Origin of the sequence: Neiella holothuriorum (genome assembly GCF_019457915.1) — a bacterium.
Classification (GTDB): domain Bacteria; phylum Pseudomonadota; class Gammaproteobacteria; order Enterobacterales; family Neiellaceae; genus Neiella; species Neiella holothuriorum.
Map to the genome: position 1 here is coordinate 1 of NZ_JAHZSS010000002.1, position 20,570 is coordinate 20,570.

Below are 20,570 nucleotides of genomic sequence, written 5' to 3' on the forward strand. Positions count from 1 at the left end.
GACCTGTCCCATCTGTAAGTTCAGACGATCAGATCAAAGCCTGCTCCAATAGTTCAATCGATTTAGGCAACAACGCCGTATGGTCATTCAATTGGTTTATTTAGCTCTATTCCACTGACTAACCGCCGATAAACTTGCTCTCTTAGCTCTTTGGGCTGCACAACTTCTATTGCTTCGGCGAATCGGCAAATCCAACCTATTAAGTCGTATGTCAAATGTGTTGTTGCATAAACTTCAATCCAACCGCCCTCCAACTGTTTCTCTGTCTGATCTGAACTCAGTTTATTGTTTGATAGTAATCTTGCTGGAACCCACTTTGCCCGGAGGCATACCTTGATTAACTCATCCTTCAGCATGTAACCGGTAGGGTTTCGATTGATCGCGTCATCGAAGGAGTATTGGCACCCATCATCAACTGGTTGATATGTTCTTTCTGCTGATATTATTTTTTCCAACAAAAATGTTCTTTGTTGGCCCAGAGCTTCTGACTTGGTAGCGATCAAATACTGATTATGGTCTCTTACTATCAAACCTTGAGGGTTTAAAAGATACTCCAAGGGTTCGTGGTTTACGCGTTTTCGGTAAGTGATGGTAATTTTTTCGTCTTTTAAAATGCATTCGTAGATTGTGCTGCGTATGTCCTCATCTGTTGAGTTGGGAATCAACTCAAGTTCCCCACTAATTACCTTTAATTTGTTACGCCATTTTCCTAAATTTTTATCCTTGTCTAACGTTGTTTTTGCCTTTTGTAGCCGTGGTTCTAACATTCTGAGAGACTCTAATGGCAGCACTCTTGTTAGAAACTCTTCGGCAATTACGAGCAATAAAGCCTCGCTAGGGCGCATATTTGGCAGCATCTCAGTATTTACTCTGGCATAACGCCATTTATACCCCTCAGGACTATCACAGCAATCAAGCCCCATAAGATCTTGCATCGATCTCAAATCTCTTTGGACAGTTCGAAGATCAACCGAAAAGCCCTCTTCTTGTAGCTCGGATTGAAGGTCTTTCACCAGAATAAACGATGGGTACTTCGGCAGAATCTTCAACATCATCAGGTGACGAAGGGTTGTGCTTTTGGACATAACGCCTGTATTCCCAAGGTAAGTTTTTGTCACTTAGTAGATGATAACTAACTAAAGCGACAAATAGTGTCGCCATGCTCTCACTTACCTCTTGCTACCTGAACGACTTAGCCAACCAATTAATTGAATTGCATTATCTATTTGATATTCATGGTTATTGGCATGAAACGCCAGAGTAACGGATTGTTGACTGCCATTTGGGAAGCTCACCGATAACTTCAAATTAACGCTCTCTGAATCGCCCTCCCCAAACGATACGAGATAGTTATCTAATTTGGGAGCACCGTCCATCCTTACGGAATAATAGGAATTGGTCTTATGCCGAATGAAGGATGTATTCTGCAATAGTGCTTTCAATGCTTGGTGCGATAAATCACTACGATCCAGCAGAGCGCTGCATACATCTGGATCATGGTCATGGGCTAACTTAACCATTGCCTCTTCCTGCAGCTCTTCATTAGACGCTAGTGCCTTCCTGACCTCCCACGCTTTATCCTGAGCTAGCTTTAGTTGCGTACTGCTCGATATGCCTTTTCGAATCGCTAATGACTCGCGAATCTCATAATCGTTCGAGCGTAAAACATCCTTCACGAGTTCATCATCTAGTTGGCTCTGACAAATGATTTGTTGTTGCACAGCCAAGTCGGAATCTTCACGCAGTATCTGCTTTACATCATCAACCAGCCCTTTGTTGGTCGCTAAGGCGAGCCGGATAGTTAGTGAGCCTTCGTGGCTCAGAATCACCTGAACTTCACGACAAATATGGCAATTCTTAGCAAGACTATGCCTGACTTGCTCAGACTCATCATCAACCAGAACCAACTGAATATCCTCATGAAGAAATTCGTTTGCAGCTAGACGAATTCTGATTCGTAAGTCTGGCGCTGCGGCCAACATCATTTGAACAGTTCGTTCTTTGTTGGTCCCAGCAGATCGATAGTTTTCAATAGTCGTTGGCAGCATTGGTTTGTCCTTTTGTTGACCCTTAAATGCAGCGTAAACGCCAGGGCGACAAGGCATGTCGGCATGCCGGTTTAGCCTCCTTTTTCAACTAAGGAGGACTTATGTTTGACGAACAAACCATGCTCAAAGTGGCTAACTGGTACAGCAGACAAGGGAAGCGTACTCACCCTCACTGGCTTCCTAAGCATCACTTTGGCAGCTTAGAGACAGTATCAGTAGCTCATATTCAAACACATGATTCGATTTGGATTATTTGCTGCCTATTGTTGCTCAATAAGGAGCACCGCAGTATTGCCATTAGCGAATACTCCAAGATCTATTACCAAAAGCATCAATGTCACCCGGTTAGTTACCAAAAAGATGGCATGGCCAGAAAAATTGCAAATGCTCATATACGCCAATTTGTCTGTAAGAAACAAGGTACCAACTCAGCACCTAATCTATGCCTACAAGCATTAGAGAAAGTAAAAAGTCTGACTAAAAAGCAAAGGTCTTAGAGCCGACACCAGCTGTCGCACAGCTAATTACATTACCCAGAGAAATCACTGGCAGGACATAACAATGACGGAGTATCAAACAAATAATTCAACACAATCAATCGCTGTCGTTGGCGTAGGAGGGTGCGGTTGCAGCACATTACAACGTATCTATAAAGAGGGCCCGAAAGAGCAAGTCCAACTGGTAGCTATCAACACAGATCAGCGCTCACTTCGCTCTGACCGTTATGATAACGCGGTTCAAATAGGACCATCTTTAACATCAGGACTCGGCGCTGGAGCAAAACCTGATGTAGGTCGATCAGCAGCCAAAGAATCAGAAAACGACATCTTAAATGCTCTGAAATCAACTGAAATTATATTTCTCACTGCCGGAATGGGTGGAGGAACGGGAACAGGTGCCTCTCCAGAGGTAGCACGTGTAGCTCAGTCTCTCGCTATTCCGGTAATAGCCATAGTGACCAAACCATTTAACTTTGAAGGCCAACAAAAAGCGAGATATGCCGAAGAGGGAATATTAAAGCTGCAGCAATACTGCAAAGCTGTGATCGTACTTCCTAATGATCGACTGGCGAAAGTACTTGGCGGTGAGTTTCGCTTGGTTGACGCGTTTGACCATAGCAATCAATTGCTCGTCGATAGCTTAAAAGCCCTGACCACCATGCTGTCTGGAACGGGCATGATTAATATCGATATGAGTGACTTTAAAGTGCTTTTCAATCAACCAGGCAAGGCAGTAATGGGGGTAAGGAAGCTAGATACCTCGGATACGATAGAAGATGCAATTGCCGACATATTGTATGCTCCACTATTGGAAGAGGCAGACCTAACCAAAGCCAATGGCGCAATCGTACATATTACGGCAAGAGAAACCATTGAGCTGGGTGACTATCACCAAATCGGAGAAAGCATTCAAGCTAGCCTTAACCCGAACGCAATGGTCATCGTTGGTTTATCTTTGCAGGCTGAATTATCACACGATTTTGAAATAATGATTTTCGCCACAGGCATTCCTTATGACTGAAGTCGTGACCAATTGTTTATCGGAAGAAGAGATCCGTAAATGCCAACACTATTTGAGCAAGCCGCCGCTATCGTTAGCCAAGCAGATGCAATTTTGATTGCTGCGGGAGCAGGAATGGGAGTGGATTCAGGCTTGCCGGACTTCAGAAGTAAAGACGGCTTTTGGGGCGCTTACCCTCAGGCAAAACAACTAAAATTTGACTTTGAAGCGTTAGCAAACGGAGCGGTGTTTCCATATAGAGCGCGACAATTGTGGTGGTTTTACGGTCATCGGCTGGCGCTTTATAGAGATACTCTACCCCACAAAGGGTTCCAAATTCTTAAGCAGTGGGCAGCTCGCATGGGTGACAACTACTTCATTTATACGAGCAATGTCGATGGCCAGTTTCAAAAAGCAGGCTTTGCTCCCAGTCGCACTTACGAATGCCACGGCTCTATTCATCACCTGCAATGTGCAAGCGAATGCCAGTCTGATATTTGGCCTGCAGGGGAACTGAACTTCACTCGACGCAAAGAGCAAATGGCCGTAGATGGCGATATACCTTATTGCCCCAGCTGCTGCGGCCCAGCTAGGCCTAATATATTGATGTTTGATGATCCGTACTGGGTAGAAGACAGAAGTGAAGAGCAGCAGGAGCGATTTGAAGTTTGGCTCGCCAAAGCTCAGCAGAAAAGCCTTGTTGTTATCGAGATTGGTGCTGGAAATGCTGTACCAACTGTACGCCGTTTGAGTGATAGCTTGACTAACGCGAAGCTAATTCGCATTAACCCCAAAGATACGGATGTCCCACCCCACGGGTTAGCACTAAAATCGGGGGCGTTAGAGGCGTTGATTAATATTAATGAGATCATCGAATAGCTAATACTGCGAGCCTGCCTTGTATTTGCTTAGCGACAATTCGTTGCTGTAAGTTGTAGGCTAAAATCTAACTAAACCTTGGCCTCGAAAATCATCCATTTTTACGATTTGGGCCCCAATCGGGCGCCAAGGTAAGCTGAAAGCCACTGTCTGTGGGCACCTTCACTTTCTGTATCGGTAAATAGTTTTTCAATAGCAACGATCGAGCGGCAGCCCCATTAAAACAAGCGCCGCTTTAGACTGCCTGTCAAAGCGAACACAACTCCGCCGCGCCACTTAAATCGCTAGGCCAGTAATGCCACGGCGTCGGCGGCCATGCGCTTTAATTGCGCCAAGTCGAGATTGGGGATCTGGCCATCTTTCACCACCACCCGCCCTTGGCACATCACAAGTGCCGGCGTTGCTTGGCCACAAGCGATTGGCCCATAAACAGGTTCATGGAGGCCAATATTGCTAAGTTGGTCGAGCCGGTACAGCGCCAAGTCAGCAGCCATTCCTGGCGCTAAGGTGCCAATGCTGTCCAGCCCCAACACTTTTGCGCCGCCCGCGCTTCCCCAATGAATGACCTGCTCAATGGTAATTTGGTCGGGTCGCCGTGTTACGGCGCGCTGCATCAACCAGGCCAACCGTAGCTCGGCCAACATGCTGGCCTGCTCATTGGAGGCGGCTCCATCAACACCAATCGAGATTGTTGCTCCGGCCTGTTGCATCGGCCAAATTGGCGCAATACCGCTACCGAGACGGCCGTTAGATGCTGGGCAATGAGCAATACCCGTTTTCGTTTCGCCCAATAACTCAAATTCAGCTTCGGCAACATGCACCATGTGAGCAAACCAAACATCATCACCAAGCCAGCCATGGCGAGCAACAAACTCCACCGGCAAACAACCATGTGTTTGCTGGCAAAACTCAACGTAATTTTCCGTTTCAGACAAGTGCGAATGCATCCGTAACCCTAAGCTACGCGAGAAATCCGCCAAGCTAGCAAGTTCATCGGGCGTCATCGAAAACGTCGGCGTGTTCGGGGCCACCACAATACGCCGCATGGCATCCCCTTGGGGCTGATGGTAATGCTCAGTGAGGCGCTTAATATCATCTTGATACTGAGCCATGGTTTCAGGTTTGGTGCGGCTGGGATACTGGCGATTGACGTGTTCTTTAAGTTGGCCACCGCGACACAATACCAATCGCATACCGAGCTGATCCGCTTCCTCGAACAGCAGATCAGCCATAAGCGGATCAAGCGCTTGATGATAAATATAATGATGATCGGCACAGGTGGTGGTGCCACTCAATAGCAATTCTGCTAATCCTAAGCGAACGCCTGCTCTGAGCGCTTGCTCAGTAACTCGGCCAACGCGAGGAAAGGTGACATGATTGAGCCAGCCAAATAAGCGCTCATTAATCCCAATAGATAGTCCTTTGAGTACCGACTGGAACAAATGATGGTGGGTATTCACCCATCCCGGATACATGACAAGCCCGGTTGCATCAATATGCTCATCACCGGGTTTAGCTAACACCGATTCACCGACCGCTTCGATAACGCCATCGACGATACGCATGTTGACGCCCACAGCATTGCTCACCGCAGGACTTCCTGAGCCATCAACAAGGTACTGAATGTTACTGATATGAATTGCTTTCACAGATATGCCACTCCAACTCAACGTGACTAATGTCAGAGCAAAAACTAGGCCGCCTATCCCCTCTCAATAAATTATCCCGACAAAGCGCCAAATTCCTGCCTTAACGGTCAACTAAAAAGATGAGCAGCCAACACAGCTTCGCTGCCGGTCAGTTGAAGTGATTGCCCTATCCCTATAACCAAGCCCAATAACGGATACATGCACCAAATGTTAACAAAAAGTGACAACGCAAATTATTCTCAATTAATTAACTGACTAATTGAACAGCTTTGTGAGTCACTAAATTCGCGGGTTTCACGTGAAACCGCCTCACATGCTCATTTTTTAGGCATAAGATTTGCTCCGCCGCCCTTGGAGAGTTTTAAACAACTAGGGGACTGTGAATGACTAATTATCCAAAAAAGAAACTGGCCAACGCCATTAAAGCAGCTCTCGTTGGGCTTGCGTTTCTACCCATGGCGTCGACATTAGCGCAGGAACAAGGGGACGTTGCTGAGCTGGACGATTATGTGGTTGAAGATGTTACCGACGATTTTTCGGTGCTGCCCACTGAGCCTTCTGAAGGCGCATTTGGCTTCAGCAAACCATTACTGGAAACACCGCGATCAGTCTCTGAAGTGACCGCGGAACTAGCCAAAAATTACGGTTTGCGTAGCGTTGATGACTTGGTTCGCATGACACCTGGCGCATTTACCAGTTCATTTTTTGGTATTCAGGGGGCAATGGATTTACGAGGCGAACCCGCCGATAACTTTTTCCGCGGATTTCGTCGCATTGAAAACCCTGGTGCATTCAAAACCAATATTCGTGGCGCCAGCAAACTTGAGATTTTACGTGGGCCTGTGTCCCCCTTATATGGCACCGGTAGTGTGGGTGGCCAGCTAAACTACATCCCAAAATCAGCTCGAAGTGACACCGCGAAATACATCGAAAGCCCAACCGGCCGAGTCGATGTAACTGTGGGCAGCTACGATCAAAAAATCATTTCTGCGGAAGGCGGTATGCCGTTCACCTTAGCGGGGCGCCAAGGCGGCGTGTATGCGTTTGCTGAATATGAAAAGTCTGATTCGTTTTACGATGTGTATTCACCAACCAGTAAAATGGTTCAGGTGGCGGTAGATTATGACTTGGCAGATAGCACCACCATGGAGTTTGGTTTTCAGTGGCAAAGCTCCGATCACATTCAGGTGCCCGGTTGGAACCGCGTGACTCAAGATTTGATCGATCACGGCATATACATCACAGGAGCGCCACCAGTTCGCAATAGTGACAACCCGATTGGTGCCGATCGATTATTGCCGCAAGAATCCGGCTTCATCCAAGACGGCATTACCAATGGCGCACCGAATGCGTCCTTCTCGAATGTTAACACTTGGTGTATTCCAGGCGATGGCGCAAGCTTTAGTTACAACGGCTCCCCGCTAACGTGTTTCGGCCCAGCTTATGGGTTACAAGAAGAGACCGTTGGCACCGCTAAAATTGGCCACGAAACCATCTTCATCGACTCCATTGATTATGCCGATTCCGATGTACTGACCTTATATCTCGACTTCATCACCGAATTTGATAATGGCATGACGTGGAAAAACCAATTTTTCATGGACTATATGGATCATGAAAAATTCCAAAGTTGGGGCTTCACCGCAGCTTATCCTGACGCCAAAGTTTATGAACTGCGCTCAAGCTTGACGTTTGAGTACGAATTCAACGGCATTACAACCGAGAACATTGTTGGCGTCAGCGTTCGTAAAGATGATCTGGATTTAAACCATGCGTGGTACGACGAAACCTTTGATCTTCGCGACTTAACGGTTGGGCCAACCCCGGACGATCGCTTTGACTGGGCCGTGTCTGATCCCTACTTAGATGACGGCACCTTGCGCCGTAACTTCAACGAAGAGCAAGTATCGGAAAACATCAACTCAGGCTTGTTCATGCTATCGGATATTACTATCGGCCAGTTCAGTCTATTACTGGGCGCCCGTTACGATTACTACGACATTGAAGCCTATGAAGAGGCGCGCGACTTAGTGGGCGCGCTGATTGTCGATGCCGACGGTGACAACAAACCCGATGTGAAGAGCGATACCGACAGCGCCATTAGCTACAACGTCAGCCTGTCGTACAACTCAGACATTGGGCTGGTGCCATATATCACCTACGCCGAATCGAATTCGCTAAGTACCAACCAGCTCGGCGGGGTTATTTCTGCCACTGTCGACAGCGGCGAATGGCTACAAGAATCCGAGTTATTTGAAGCTGGTATCAAGTATTCAGGCTTTGATGGCCGCCTCTTTACCGCATTAGCCTACTTCGATCAGGAAAAAACCTACCGAGATGGCCAAACCGCTGCCTTAGTTGCGGTCTATTCCGACGGTGTTGAATTTGAAGCACGCGCCGTAGTCACCGATAACTGGTCTGTGACCGCAACGGCAACCCACATTGAAACCACCGAAGTCAGTGATGGCGCATTGGCCGTGTTGAATGGTGCTGATTTTGCCGAACAAAATGGCTTGGAAGCTTGGGAAGTTTACGGCGGTCGTTTTGCTGGCTCTCGCTCAACCTTTCTTGGAGCTGGCGCAGAAGTCGATCGCGGCGGGTTACCTGACAATACCGCCAGCCTTTATGCCAACTATGTGCAAGAGTTAGGCGATGGCCGAGTCACCGGTAGTTTAGGTTTCAGCTGGGTCGACAGTACCTACACCGATATCTTTAAGACCGTTGAACTACCGAGCTATTCGGTGTGGACGTCTTCCGCCGGTTACATTACCGACCGTTACGAGCTGCTACTAAGCGTCAACAACTTACTGGATGAGGACTACTACACCTCAGCCGACTTGTTTGACTCCGTAGTGGTTAAACCATCTGAGGGGCGAACCTTTTCAGCTACCTTTGGTTATAAGTTCTAACCCTCTGGAGCCGGTTTTTCGAAACCGGCTCTTTTTTTGCTTACCTGTGTAATCACCATTATAAGAAAATCTTGGAGCACGTGATGTTTCGCAATTTGATGCAATCACTTGGAGGGGACGCCAAACATACCACCGGCTCCCGAATCATTTATGGTCTGGATGACAACCCACCCTGGTCTCGCAAATCATTAGCCGCAGTTCAACACCTGCTGGCTATTTTCGTCAGCATTATCACAGCACCGCTCATCATCGCTAACGGCATGGGCCTTTCCGCCGCAGAGACAAGCTATATGATCAGCTGTTCATTAGTGGTATCAGGGCTTGCGACGCTCATTCAGGTTCGCCCTATTGGCCCTATTGGCTCCGGCCTATTGGCCATTCAAGGCACCAGCTTTTCGTTTATTGGCCCGCTTATTTTTGCGTCCTCAGAATTGCGCGGCACGGTTTCCAATGAAGAATTGCTGGGCATTATTTTTGGCTCCGCTGGCGCCGGCGCCATTGTGGTCATGATACTGAGTCAATTTCTGCAATCGCTGCAACGCGTGATCACCTCAACCGTTGCAGGAACTGCGGTGATCTTGTTGGGCATTACCTTGGTGATGAAAACCGGCCAAAATTTAGAGCGAGCCTACCAACAAAGTATTGCCAACGGTGAAGCGGGTTATCTGGTGATTGGTTTGGCAGTTGCGGTTGTAGGGCTGATCTGCTGGTTTGCCACCCGCAAGAGCGCATGGCTTCGATTAAGCTCCATCAGCATAGGGTTAGGTATTTGTTATCTGGCTGCGCTACTGTTAGGGCAGGTCAATTTTTCCATATTTAACGAGTTACCGAGCTACTTCTACCCTCAGCCACTGCAATACCCAATTGGCTTTGATTGGGCCATATTCTTTACGCTGCTGCCAATATATTTGGTTACGGCAACGGAATCAGTGGGCGATTTAACCGCCACGTCCAGCTTATCAAGCCAACCCATTCGCGGCCCCAAATACTGGCGCCGAATAAAAAATGGCGTCCTCGGCGATGGCTTTAATTCATTATTGGCGTCGGTGTTTAATACCTTTCCAAATACCACCTTCAGCCAAAACAATGGTGTCATTCAGTTAACCGGCGTAGCTAGCCGCCACATCGGCAAAGTGATTGCGGCGTTGTTGATTGTTATGGGGTGCTTTCCGGTCTTTGGCGGCATCTTTCAAACCATGCCTGCCGGACTGTTGTTTGGCGCGACAGGCCTTATGTTTGCCTTGGTCGGCCTATCGGGCATTCGGATTATTCGCGGTTCGCCGTTTCCGACTCGCTCTTGGCAAATCGTCGCCTTGGCAACCCTGTGCGGCTTTGCTTTAACGCTGGTGCCGGCCTGGCTACCAGAGCTGCCGCAAACGCTCATCATGTTGCTCGGCTTCCCAGTAGCCGGCGGAACGCTCGTTGCCGCGGTGCTCGAGCTGGTTATTCCCATTGATGAGTCAAAGCGGATCCAGCCGGCAGCGGCCAACTAGAAGCAACGAGCAACCTTGGTAAGAGCAGTCAGCCATACATGCCAAATCACCCGCTTGGTTTGGCATGTTTTATGGCTCTGACTGCGGCTCTTGTTGATGCAAAAACAACAGGCATGCAAACAACACCATCGCAAACCGAAACGCCGGTTGCTGACCATTCCAAATTTGTGATTGCCACATTAAAAACCACTCAGCGCCAACCGTCATAAAGCCACCAAACCACAGCAAAATGCCAAGCACCAAACCGCATGTTGCTACTCCTTTGGCAGCATTAAATTCACCATTAGTTGCATTCAGTTGGCGCCACAATAAAACGGCACCAACTGAGCACAACAAACCAACCGCCGCTTCAGCCACAATGATCAGAGCATAAGCAGCATGATGCAGAGTTGGATTTGTAATGGCGCGACCGGTCAGCTGATTGCCCTCAAAGGTGGTATCCATGGTCAGCACGTGCTGCACAAAAGCGAAATTAGACCCGTAGTCCACCACATTGTTGTAAGCCACCAGCCAAGCAAATCCAGCCACTGCCGCCACTAAGCTAATTTTGCACCATCGAGTCAGTTTTATTGTTTGCATGCTTTAACCTGTTCCCTTCTGTTTTATGTGCAATTTGTGATTCTTTCGAAAGCCAGTTCAATGCAATTCAAGCGCCATGCTAGTTGCCCGATGCTGCCGCCCGACTGGGCAGTTAGTTGACCCAAAAGACAACATTTTGAGCACAATGTCAGTGCTGCTGAGCTAATTTGGCGCTAGCCACCAACGCATACTCGTACGCCAGAGCTGACTGGTATTGGCTCTCCGAACACACTAAAAATGTGCCCGCTTTTTGCTAGTAACAATGAGCCTGATTGAACGACACAGGCGATTGGGGTAGAAGCAGTCAGGCACCAGCTATTGGCGTCGGGTCATTGCTCCTGATGAAAGGCCAGGAAATGGGTACTTTCAGCACGACTAGGAGCAATCGTAATGACAACATCCCCACACAATCTGCAAGAGCTACAACTGGAATCAACCCTCGGTGCGCTTGGCGAAGAAAACCAACAACGTGCCATTCCAGTCATCGATTTAACCGACTTTGATAACCGCAAATCGGTCATCACCGAGCAACTCTGGTTAGCCGCCACCGAATGTGGCTTTTTCCAACTGAGCAACCATGGCATTGCACTAAATCGCATTGAGCAGGCATTCACTGATGCCGAATCATTTTTCGCATTGCCCTCAGCGGACAAGCAGCAATTGCCGCTGCGACCAGGCACCAATGCTGGCTGGGAATCGATGGCGCAAGTTCGACCATCAACCGGCACGGCGGATCAAAAAGAGTCGTATCAAATTACTCGGCCGAGAATGACGGGCCTATGGCCCCAGCAAGCACTGCCTGCATTTGAATCCGACATGTTGGAATTTGAAGCCAGCTGCTGGCAACTGGGCATGAAGGTGTTGTCTTGCTTTGCCGACAAACTTGGCTTTGCCAGCAACTTTTTTGCACAGGCTCACCAACCCGATCAGCCAAGTTATCAGTCAACCCTTAGGCTCTTACATTATTACGCGACCAATGGCCCTGTTGCGGTGGATGAAAGCCATTGGCGCGCAGGAGCGCATACTGACTTTGATTGCTTGACCCTGTTGTTTCAGCAAAGCGGCCAACATGGCCTACAAGTTTGTCCCGGCAAAGAAGCTAGCTCGCAACAATGGACGCCGGTGGAGCCACAAACCGGCTTGGTGACATGCAACATCGGCGACATGCTGATGCGCTGGAGCGACGATCAACTCAAGTCGACCCTGCACCGAGTCCGCATGCCAACGCCGAAGGAATACCAAGGCGCGCGATATTCCATCGCATTTTTCTGCCAAGCCAATAAAGATGTAATGATTCAAGGGCCGCTGGGCAAGTACCCAGCCATTAGCGCTGATGATTACCTACAGCAGCGCATACAGGCGAACTTCGCCAATAAAAAGTAACGCTCGGTTGCCGCTAAGGCTGCAACCGAAACTCCGCCTGAGCACCGCTGGCATGTGCCACCGGCAACAGGTTTTTAGGAGCTAACGCTTTGGCAACTGGCGACGTTTGGAAAATCACGTTCGCCTTGCCAAGGTTGTTAGCAAACTGCCAGTTTTGATCAATCGACGCGTCAAATTGCGCTGACGCCAAATACTGCGCCACCACGGCGCGGTTTTTATCGGGCGCGTGAATCACCGTGCGCGAACCGTCCATGTTCGGAAACTGGCCGCCGCCACCCGCGCGATAGTTATTGGTAACGACCAAAAACCACTGCGTGTGATCGAGTGGCTTGCCGTTAAAGCGAGCATTGACGATGCGGTTGGCGCTTGGATTGATGAGCGCGCCCTCAACGTCATAACGACTTGGCTGGGTGATATCAATTTCATACTCAATGCCATCGATGACATCGAAGTTGTAACTAGGAAACGCGCGATTAACGAGTTGCTGCGGCGCTGATTGTTGCGGATCTATTTGATAAAACTGACCGGCAGAACGCTCCAGCCAATCCAACACTTCAGCACCGTTGAGTTTCACCACCTTCAAATCATTGGGGTAAACATACAAATCTTTTAGGTGGATTAACGCCACATCGCCAACGGCAATATCGGTGTAGTAATCAGGGCCGGCTCTGCCGCCACTTTTAAATGGTGCGGCGGCAGACAATACCGGCAGGCCATCAAATTCAGTGGCGCGAATTGCTCGCTGGGCATACCAGCGCTGGGCATTATTAACGAGTTGCACTGACGGATCATCAGCAGCCAGAGCAAAGTAGCTGTGAATACGAACAGAGGTTTGCCCCACCTTTTGGCGCATGTAGTTAAGCGTTGCCTGATGTTCAGGCTGAACCAATTTGTTGATTGACGCATCCGCCTCAACCAATGGCTGAAAACGACCATCGACGCGCTCAGCAATCGCACGCACGCTAGTGTGGCCCGCTACCCGCTGCCAGCGACCATTTTGTTGCTGCAGGGTTAAATCAACCAACCCGAGGTGGCTGCCCCAAAAGCCCGGCATCACTGCCGGTACGCCAAACACGGTACCGGCCTGATTATCTACCCCAGGATAAGCGGCAATTTCCGGATCACCCGGAAACACTCGGTGCGAATGACCAAATAAAATGGCATCGATACCCGCCACTTGCGCGAGGTGGTAAGTAGCATTTTCATCCATGCCTTTGCGTGGCGTGTCATATAATCCGCTATGCGGAATAGCCACCACAATGTCTGCGCCTTTCGCCTTCATTTCAGGCACCAGTTGGCGCGCCGTTTCAACAATGTCTTTGGCGATGATCTTGCCTTGCAGGTGATCCATATCCCAGAAGGTAATTTGCGGCGGAGTAAAGCCGATATAACCGATGTTGACGGGGTAAGCGTTACCATCGGAAGCCATCAGCTCTGTGGTAACAATGATGTAGGGGTCAATGTAATGCTGATTGTTGCTAGGGTCATCGTCACCATCATCACGATAAACGTTGGCCGAGACATAAGGAAAGTTAGCGCCCGCTAACGACTGCTGCAAAAACGGCAAACCAAAATTAAATTCATGATTGCCTAAATTCGCCACCGTATAACCGAGCTGATTCATGATCCGGTACACCGGATGAATCGTGCTTTCAGGCAAGCCGTTTTCGTAAGCCACGTAATCGCCCAGTGGCGCACCTTGAATCAAATCGCCGTTATCAACTAGTACCGAGTTGACCACTTCATCTCGGGCCTGATGAATCAGGCTGGCGACACGAGAAAAGCCGATGCTGACACTCGGCTCATCACGATAATAATCGTAATCAACCAAATGCATGTGAATGTCCGTCGTTTCCAAAATTCTCAATTCAATTGAGACCGGCTCATCCGCACTGCCAACAGGTGACAGTAACGATGCAGCGAGAAGCAGAAAAATAGAGCGGCGAAAATGCGCCATGGTGAATCTCCGATTGAACAGGTTAGTTCGCTTGAGTTTGTTGGCCGAGTTGCAGCAAGGTTTCTAGCAAGGTATCAAAGGCAACCGCCACATCAGCAGAAGTGATGGATTCATCCGGGTGATGGCTAATGCCGCCCTTACAGCGCACAAAGTACATGGCAATATCTGTCATGTCGGCAAACGCCATGGCGTCGTGCCCTGCACCACTCATCAGTACCAATGGTTTCAGCGCGAGCGACGCCATGGTTTGTTGTTGCAATTCAAGCCACCAAGGCGCACATTTTACGGCGGGCGCCTGATGAATTTGATGCCACTGACAGGTTAAACGACGTTGATGACAAATCTTCTCTAGCTGCTGTTGTAGGTGACCAATGGCTTCATCACGAACAGCGTCATCAACACTTCGAATGTCCAAAGAAAAGCGCACATTGCCCGGAATAACATTGACCGCGCCCGGGCCACAAGTCAGCTGACCGACAGTGGCAACAACGCCAAATTTTTGCGCCGTTTGTTCAATCAATAACGCCGCTTCACTAGCGCCCAACAAAGCATCTTGCCGCATGGTCATGGGCACGGTGCCGGCATGCCCAGCTTGGCCTTCGATGTCAATTTGAAAACGGCGGGCTCCGGCTATTGCCGAGACAATGCCAACGGGCAATCCTTGTTGCTCAAGCACTGGCCCTTGTTCGATGTGTACTTCGAGGTAACCCAGCAATTGCTCGGCAGCATAGGCCGCTTGAGTAATCGCATCAGGATCTAATCCAAACTGGTCAAATGCTTGCGCTAATGAGGTATCCGCTCGATCGTTTAACGACCACCAGTTGTTATCCCATGTGCCAGCGACAGCTCGGCTACCAAGTAGGGTCGCACCAAATCGAATTCCTTCTTCATCACCAAAGCCAATCACATCAATATGAAATGGCAACTGAATGCCTTGTCGCTGCAACAGGTCAATTACCGCAATGGGTAACAACACGCCCAAGATGCCGTCATAACGGCCAGCATTGGGAATGGTATCGAGGTGCGAGCCGATGATTAGCGTCTTAGCATCAGCTTGGTTGCTGGCATAGCGACCGATTAAATTACCAGCCTGATCAACGTGGGTTGTCATCGTCGCTTGGCGCATCCACGTAGCGACTCGCTCGTTGCAAGCATGGTGTTCTGGTGTCAGGTAAAACCGGTGAATGCCTTCAGATTCTGCACTAATGCTAGCTAGCTCGTCACACCAGGCCATGATTTGTTCGGCCATCGCGTGACTATCGATGGCTACACTAGTTTGCATCTCAGTCATTAGTCAGCCCCTTGATAAACCTCAAGGGCCGCAGCCACACCGCCATTAGGCGGGAGATCATGTCCTTGCAGGCGTAGCACAGCTTCAAGCGCCGTTAAGGTTTGTAACACCGCATCTTTGCGGGCGTTGTAGCCCATGGTGCCGATGCGCCAGATCTTGCCGTGTAGCGGGCCAAACGAGGTACCAATCTCAACGCCAAAATCATGCAGCATGGCATGGCGAACCGCTTCACCATCGACTGCTTCAGGAATATAAACGCCAACAACATTGGTCATCTTATGGCGCTGATCGCCAAATAACTTCAAATTCAGGCCAATCGCGCCAGCAGCCATGGCTTGGCCATGAAGTTGGTGGCGTTCAATGGCGTTATCGATACCTTCTTCCAATAAAATACGAGCACATTCGCGAGCGCCATAGAGCATGATTGTCGCTTCAGTGTGGTGATTGAGGCGCTCGTCACCCCAATAATCCATGATCATCCCTAAATCAAAATAGTTGGAACGAATACGCTGACCACTGCCATCAACATGGTGCGCAGCACGAATACCGGCTTCAACGTGTTTACGTCGGCGAATCGTGTCGACAGCTTGTTCACTCAGAGTAACGGGGGCACTGCCAGATGGGCCGCACAAGCACTTCTGCAGACCCACAGAAACAGCATCCAAGCCCCATTCGTCCGATTTAAACGGATTGCCGCCTATCGAAGCGGTGGCATCGGAATACATCAGTACGCCGTGACGCTGGCAAATCGCGCCAAGTTCGTCCAGCGGTTGTAGCATGGTGGTTGAGGTGTCGCCCTGTACCACCGCAAGCACTTTCGGCTGCACTTGCTTAATCGCTTGTTCGATTTGCTCAGGGCTGAAAACTTGACCCCACTCGACTTCAATACGGTGAACTTCGGCACCGCATCGCTCAGCAATTTCACATAACAAATGACCGAAGCGACCAAAAATAGGCACCAGCACTTTTTCACCCGGCTCCAATAACGACACCAGCACCGCTTCAATACCGGCACGCGAGGTGCCATCAACCAACATGGTCCACTGATTTTGAGTTTGGAACACGCCGCGGTACAGCGCCATGGTGTCGTTCATGCACTGAGTCATGGCTGGATCATATTGCCCCACCAACTGCGCCGACATTGCGCGTAATACGCGAGGATCAACGGTGATGGGGCCCGGCCCCATTAACAAACGAGGCGGCGGCGAAAAGGGTTGCAGTAACTGTGCGGCAACGGCAAATGGGTCAGACATATCAGGCTCCAAACACTTGTATCAGCATGCGACCACCGCTGACACACAAAAACACAGCAAATAACTTTTTCAGTAAGACAGCATCAAGCTTGCTGCCAATCCAAGCTCCAACCGGCGCAAGCAATACAGTTAATGGAATAATGGCCGCAGCAGCGGGTAGGTTAACCAAGCCCAGCATGCCCGCAGGGGCGCTGACCGGCGTTGGCGCTAACAGCATGGTGGTTGCGCCAGGTAAGCTAATCAGCAAACCGAAAACAGCAGCGGTGCCAACAGCGCGATGGGAGGGGTAATTACAAGACGTCAACGTGGGTACACCAAGTGTGCCGCCACCAATACCAATCATCACCGAAAAGAAACCAATCCCCCCGGCCATCACGCCCTGCCCTGCGGTACCCGGCAGTTGTTGCGCCAATGGCGGCGACTTAGCGCGGAATAACATATTGAGGGCGACCAAAATGGCAATCACCCCAAACACACTACTGACCATGACACCATCAATCACTAACGCGGTTTGGCTACCAGCAATAACACCAATAACCATCACCGGCGCCCAGCGCTTAATGAGCGCCCAGTCGACATTGCCCCGTTTGTGGTGCGCCCGAATAGACGAAATACTGGTGGGAATGATCACCAGAAGCGAGGTACCAGTAGCAACCAACATGGCACTCGCTGCAGGCACATCAATTGACAGTAAAACGAAGTAAAAAACCGGCACAATAACAATGCCGCCACCAACGCCCAATAAACCAGCCAATAGGCCAGCCACAACACCTGTGCCAACCATGGCGGCAGCTATCGGCAGCCAATCGCTGATTAATTGCGAAACATTACCTTCCATTAACCAGTCTCCTCGATAGAGTCCACCAAGCCCGCGCCATCGCTACGTGGATCGGATGCAGCTTCTAACTGCCCATTTGCATGGCGAACAATGGCACCAGCATGCCCCATCAATTCATTGCAACTTGGTACGGGTCGAATCTCATGGCCCAACTGCGTTAACTTGGCCGCTTGTTGATCATAAAGCCCTTGTTCCATTTTCAGGTCGTGGTCGGTATCGCCCCACGTTCTGCCTAGCAGCCAGCGATCTTGAGCAATAGCTTGTTGAATATTTAAGTCATCGTATAAATAACGGCTCAGTAACGCCGCTTGAGTTTGCGGTTGGCCTTCGCCGCCCATGGTGCCGTAGCTAATGCGGCGGCCATCTTTCAGTTCAGCCATGGCAGGATTAAGGGTATGAAATGGCTTTAAACCTGGGCCTAGAGCATTAACATCGTCGGGCGCCAAACTAAAACTCGCACCGCGGTTATTCCACACCAGACCGGTGCCGGGGATCACCACCCCAGAACCAAACTCCCAATACACGCTTTGAATAAAACTCACCATAGTGCCTTGTGCATCGGTACAGCCCATCCACACGGTATCGCCGGGCTCAGCAACGTGCGGCCACGGCATGGCGATGTCACTGATATTGCTCGCCAAAGTTTGAATATGTTGATCGGTCAGCAATGACGGCCAGCGCTCACTAACACGGCTGGGGTCAGTCACCTCGGCATCGCGAACTAAAAACGCTTGCTTAGTCGCTTCTAGCAAGCCGTGAATCCGCGCAGTTTGGTCCCAATCAGTTTGATAAATGGCATCGTAGATCGCCAAGATCAGTAGCGAAGCTAGTCCTTGCGATGGTGCCGGCAAATTGTACAAGGTGCCTTGGCTAATCGAGGTAGAAAGCGGCGTCACTTCGCTAGCAACATAATTGGCCAAGTCACTGTAGCGAATCGGGCTCCCCTGTTGCTCGAGCGCGGCTGCAATATGAACGGCCAATTCACCGCGGTAAAAGGTATCCGTGCCCTTACTCGCGATGGTGTCTAACGTTTCAGCTAATGCGCTATTGGTAAAAAGTTGACCGGCAATCAAAGGCTGCTTGAGTGGCATAAACAGCTTTTTGTAGTCGAGCTGGGCAGCCATATCGTACTCAACTTTACGGCTGGCCGCCGCCAAACTATTGGTAACGCGAATGCCTTCGCGGGCGAGCTTTGCTGCCGGAGCGAGTAGCTCTGTTAGTGGCTGAACGGTATTAGTTTCGGCCATGATCTCGCGAGCAACACGCCAACCATCCAGCGTGCCTCCGACCGTCAATGCTGCCGGAGCGCCTCGACCGGGGATTTGGCTGTAATTGCGTTGTTGGTACCAGTCAATAGTTGCCAGCTTGGCACTACAGCCACTGGCATCAATGGCTCTTGGCGCTTCGCCGGGCCGTTGGATAAGCCAAAACCCGTCACCAGCCAAGCTATTCATGTGCGGATATAACACAGAGATGGCGGCCGCGGCTGCGACCATAGCATCAACGGCATTGCCGCCTTGTTTGAGAACGTTCAGACCAATTTCGGTCGCACCATGGTGAGGTGCGGTAAAGGCAATATCATGGGCCATGACTGCCTCCTTTATTGTTGTGGGTGGGTAATTTTTCACAGAGTTTGGCAACCAGCGCCAGTAACGCCAGATCCATGCCGCTGCGACCAATTAGAGAAATCCCCGCGGGGGCACCATCTATTGTTAGCAACGGTAAATGTACTTGCGGTAATCCAGCTAAGCCTGCGATGGCCGTTAGCCCCATCAGTTGATTGCGATAGCGGCTCAGGTAATCTGCGCTGGCGTTAAGCAATGGTGCAGGGCCTGGTGTTGTTGGCAATACCAGCACTTCGCTGTGACGAAACCAATCAAGAATCACTTTGCGATAGGCGCGCAGATGAATTTCAGCTTGCTGTTGATCCTGCTCGGTGAGGCTCGCAGCCCAATCAAACCGTTGCGCAATATCGGCAGCAAAGGTTGGTTTAATTTTGCTAACCCAATCGCCGTGGGTGCGCCAAATATCACGCCCCTGCAATACCCGAAAACAATTACTGGCACCGTTGAGCCAATCTCCTTCGAGCGGAACATGCTGTTGATGGGTGGCCGGCATGAGCGCATCAAGTGACGATTGATGTGCCTTAGTCCACAACGGCTGGCCATCCATGATCGGCTCTAACACGGTGATATTTAGCGATTGCGGCTGATAGATCGGCGTTTCGGCCAGTAAAACCTGACCCACTTGATATAAGGTTGACGCATCGCGGCACAACCAACCGACCGTGTCGAAGCGAGGCGCCAGTGGCACCATATTGGCCGTCGAAATAGCACCGTGACTGGTTCTAATGCCAAATAAGCCGTTGTAGCTGGCGGGTACACGAATCGAGCCACCAGTATCGGTTCCTAAGCCAATATCGACTTGTTGGGCTGCGGTTGCGACCGCAGAGCCAGAACTAGAGCCGCCAGGCAGGCGATCATTGGCAACCGGGTTCAGCGGCGTGCCGAAATGATGATTCTGACCATTCAAACTATAAGCCAGTTCATCGGTTTGGGTTTTGCCTTTTAAGCTAGCCCCCGCTTCCATAAGTGCTGTCACCACAGGGGATGTAACGTCAGGAGTTGGGTGGCTCAGCCCCCAGTCAGGATTACCGGCAGTGGTGCTGACGCCGGCAATATCAAACAAGTCTTTTACGCCAAGCCTCAGGCCTGATAACGGGCCACTTGTGGCGCTTACCGACTCTGGATTTAACCAGCTGAACACAGCTAAATCAGAGCATGAACCCATA

The 20,570-nt window shown here is 50.0% G+C and carries 16 protein-coding genes; 6 read left to right on the forward strand and 10 right to left on the reverse strand.

Annotation, left to right across the window (positions count from 1 at the left end; genetic code table 11):
- Window positions 1-83 precede the first annotated feature (83 nt).
- The gene (locus K0504_RS01845; protein WP_220102455.1) at window positions 84-1,085 is read right to left on the reverse strand and encodes a helix-turn-helix transcriptional regulator; all 1,002 of its coding nucleotides are present in this window, start codon (window positions 1,083-1,085) and stop codon (window positions 84-86) included.
- 84 nt (window positions 1,086-1,169) lie between these two features.
- Window positions 1,170-2,048, reverse strand: coding sequence for a hypothetical protein (locus K0504_RS01850; RefSeq protein ID WP_220102456.1), 879 nt, complete (start codon window positions 2,046-2,048; stop codon window positions 1,170-1,172).
- A 101-nt stretch (window positions 2,049-2,149) separates the two neighbouring features.
- On the opposite strand from K0504_RS01850, the gene K0504_RS01855 reads away from it, so the two are divergent.
- The 3 genes from K0504_RS01855 to K0504_RS01865 all read left to right on the forward strand — a co-directional run bounded on the left by K0504_RS01855 (window position 2,150) and on the right by K0504_RS01865 (window position 4,427).
- Window positions 2,150-2,545: a hypothetical protein gene (locus K0504_RS01855; RefSeq protein WP_220102457.1), complete on the forward strand. Its 396-nt coding sequence runs from the start codon at window positions 2,150-2,152 to the stop codon at window positions 2,543-2,545.
- A gap of 64 nt (window positions 2,546-2,609) precedes the next feature.
- Window positions 2,610-3,569 (forward strand): cell division protein FtsZ, encoded by a 960-nt coding sequence (gene ftsZ, locus K0504_RS01860; protein ID WP_220102458.1) that lies wholly within the window; start codon window positions 2,610-2,612, stop codon window positions 3,567-3,569.
- Window positions 3,570-3,608: 39 nt separating this feature from the next.
- Window positions 3,609-4,427: an SIR2 family NAD-dependent protein deacylase gene (locus tag K0504_RS01865; RefSeq protein ID WP_220102459.1), complete on the forward strand. Its 819-nt coding sequence runs from the start codon at window positions 3,609-3,611 to the stop codon at window positions 4,425-4,427.
- Between the two features lie 284 nt (window positions 4,428-4,711).
- Here the strand turns inward: K0504_RS01865 and K0504_RS01870 are convergent, their stop codons facing one another.
- Window positions 4,712-6,076, reverse strand: coding sequence for an amidohydrolase family protein (locus K0504_RS01870; RefSeq protein ID WP_220102460.1), 1,365 nt, complete (start codon window positions 6,074-6,076; stop codon window positions 4,712-4,714).
- A gap of 383 nt (window positions 6,077-6,459) precedes the next feature.
- On the opposite strand from K0504_RS01870, the gene K0504_RS01875 reads away from it, so the two are divergent.
- Both K0504_RS01875 and K0504_RS01880 read left to right on the forward strand, forming a co-directional pair.
- Entirely contained in the window at window positions 6,460-8,985 is a 2,526-nt protein-coding gene (locus K0504_RS01875; RefSeq protein WP_220102461.1) for a TonB-dependent siderophore receptor, read from the forward strand.
- Window positions 8,986-9,068: 83 nt separating this feature from the next.
- The gene (locus K0504_RS01880) at window positions 9,069-10,478 is read left to right on the forward strand and encodes a uracil-xanthine permease family protein (RefSeq protein ID WP_220102462.1); all 1,410 of its coding nucleotides are present in this window, start codon (window positions 9,069-9,071) and stop codon (window positions 10,476-10,478) included.
- Between the two features lie 69 nt (window positions 10,479-10,547).
- Here the strand turns inward: K0504_RS01880 and K0504_RS01885 are convergent, their stop codons facing one another.
- Window positions 10,548-11,057, reverse strand: a complete 510-nt coding sequence (locus K0504_RS01885; RefSeq protein ID WP_220102463.1) for a DUF2165 family protein — start codon at window positions 11,055-11,057, stop codon at window positions 10,548-10,550.
- Between the two features lie 390 nt (window positions 11,058-11,447).
- On the opposite strand from K0504_RS01885, the gene K0504_RS01890 reads away from it, so the two are divergent.
- Entirely contained in the window at window positions 11,448-12,440 is a 993-nt protein-coding gene (locus K0504_RS01890) for an isopenicillin N synthase family dioxygenase (RefSeq protein WP_220102464.1), read from the forward strand.
- A 13-nt stretch (window positions 12,441-12,453) separates the two neighbouring features.
- On the opposite strand, the gene K0504_RS01895 is transcribed toward K0504_RS01890, so the two are convergent.
- From K0504_RS01895 to K0504_RS01920, 6 genes are read right to left on the reverse strand one after another with little or no spacing between them, the layout of a single operon-like run.
- Entirely contained in the window at window positions 12,454-14,397 is a 1,944-nt protein-coding gene (locus tag K0504_RS01895) for a bifunctional 2',3'-cyclic-nucleotide 2'-phosphodiesterase/3'-nucleotidase (RefSeq protein ID WP_220102465.1), read from the reverse strand.
- A 22-nt stretch (window positions 14,398-14,419) separates the two neighbouring features.
- Window positions 14,420-15,679 carry an allantoate amidohydrolase gene (locus K0504_RS01900; RefSeq protein WP_220102761.1) on the reverse strand — a complete coding sequence of 420 codons (1,260 nt, stop codon included), beginning with the start codon at window positions 15,677-15,679 and terminating at the stop codon, window positions 14,420-14,422.
- A gap of 8 nt (window positions 15,680-15,687) precedes the next feature.
- Complete coding sequence (locus K0504_RS01905) at window positions 15,688-16,941, reverse strand: pyridoxal-phosphate-dependent aminotransferase family protein (protein ID WP_220102466.1); 1,254 nt, start codon at window positions 16,939-16,941, stop codon at window positions 15,688-15,690.
- A 1-nt stretch (window position 16,942) separates the two neighbouring features.
- Entirely contained in the window at window positions 16,943-17,779 is an 837-nt protein-coding gene (locus tag K0504_RS01910) for a sulfite exporter TauE/SafE family protein (protein WP_220102467.1), read from the reverse strand.
- A complete protein-coding gene (locus K0504_RS01915; protein WP_220102468.1) occupies window positions 17,779-19,368 on the reverse strand; it encodes a gamma-glutamyltransferase family protein in 1,590 nt (529 codons plus the stop codon). Before K0504_RS01915 ends, K0504_RS01910 begins: the two co-directional genes overlap by 1 nt.
- The gene (locus K0504_RS01920) at window positions 19,358-20,569 is read right to left on the reverse strand and encodes an amidase (RefSeq protein ID WP_220102469.1); all 1,212 of its coding nucleotides are present in this window, start codon (window positions 20,567-20,569) and stop codon (window positions 19,358-19,360) included. Before K0504_RS01920 ends, K0504_RS01915 begins: the two co-directional genes overlap by 11 nt.
- Between the last annotated feature and the right edge of the window lies 1 nt (window position 20,570).

What these genes read in the sequence shown, in the direction of transcription:
- K0504_RS01845 (WP_220102455.1), bottom strand. Translation starts at nt 1,085, where the DNA reads ATGTCCAAAAGCACAACCCTTCGTCACCTGATGATGTTGAAGATTCTG.
- K0504_RS01850 (WP_220102456.1), bottom strand. Translation starts at nt 2,048, where the DNA reads ATGCTGCCAACGACTATTGAAAACTATCGATCTGCTGGGACCAACAAA.
- K0504_RS01855 (WP_220102457.1), top strand. Translation starts at nt 2,150, where the DNA reads ATGTTTGACGAACAAACCATGCTCAAAGTGGCTAACTGGTACAGCAGA.
- ftsZ (WP_220102458.1), top strand. Translation starts at nt 2,610, where the DNA reads ATGACGGAGTATCAAACAAATAATTCAACACAATCAATCGCTGTCGTT.
- K0504_RS01865 (WP_220102459.1), top strand. Translation starts at nt 3,609, where the DNA reads ATGCCAACACTATTTGAGCAAGCCGCCGCTATCGTTAGCCAAGCAGAT.
- K0504_RS01875 (WP_220102461.1), top strand. Translation starts at nt 6,460, where the DNA reads ATGACTAATTATCCAAAAAAGAAACTGGCCAACGCCATTAAAGCAGCT.
- K0504_RS01880 (WP_220102462.1), top strand. Translation starts at nt 9,069, where the DNA reads ATGTTTCGCAATTTGATGCAATCACTTGGAGGGGACGCCAAACATACC.
- K0504_RS01885 (WP_220102463.1), bottom strand. Translation starts at nt 11,057, where the DNA reads ATGCAAACAATAAAACTGACTCGATGGTGCAAAATTAGCTTAGTGGCG.
- K0504_RS01890 (WP_220102464.1), top strand. Translation starts at nt 11,448, where the DNA reads ATGACAACATCCCCACACAATCTGCAAGAGCTACAACTGGAATCAACC.
- K0504_RS01895 (WP_220102465.1), bottom strand. Translation starts at nt 14,397, where the DNA reads ATGGCGCATTTTCGCCGCTCTATTTTTCTGCTTCTCGCTGCATCGTTA.
- K0504_RS01900 (WP_220102761.1), bottom strand. Translation starts at nt 15,679, where the DNA reads ATGCAAACTAGTGTAGCCATCGATAGTCACGCGATGGCCGAACAAATC.
- K0504_RS01905 (WP_220102466.1), bottom strand. Translation starts at nt 16,941, where the DNA reads ATGTCTGACCCATTTGCCGTTGCCGCACAGTTACTGCAACCCTTTTCG.
- K0504_RS01910 (WP_220102467.1), bottom strand. Translation starts at nt 17,779, where the DNA reads ATGGAAGGTAATGTTTCGCAATTAATCAGCGATTGGCTGCCGATAGCT.
- K0504_RS01915 (WP_220102468.1), bottom strand. Translation starts at nt 19,368, where the DNA reads ATGGCCCATGATATTGCCTTTACCGCACCTCACCATGGTGCGACCGAA.
- K0504_RS01920 (WP_220102469.1), bottom strand. Translation starts at nt 20,569, where the DNA reads ATGGGTTCATGCTCTGATTTAGCTGTGTTCAGCTGGTTAAATCCAGAG.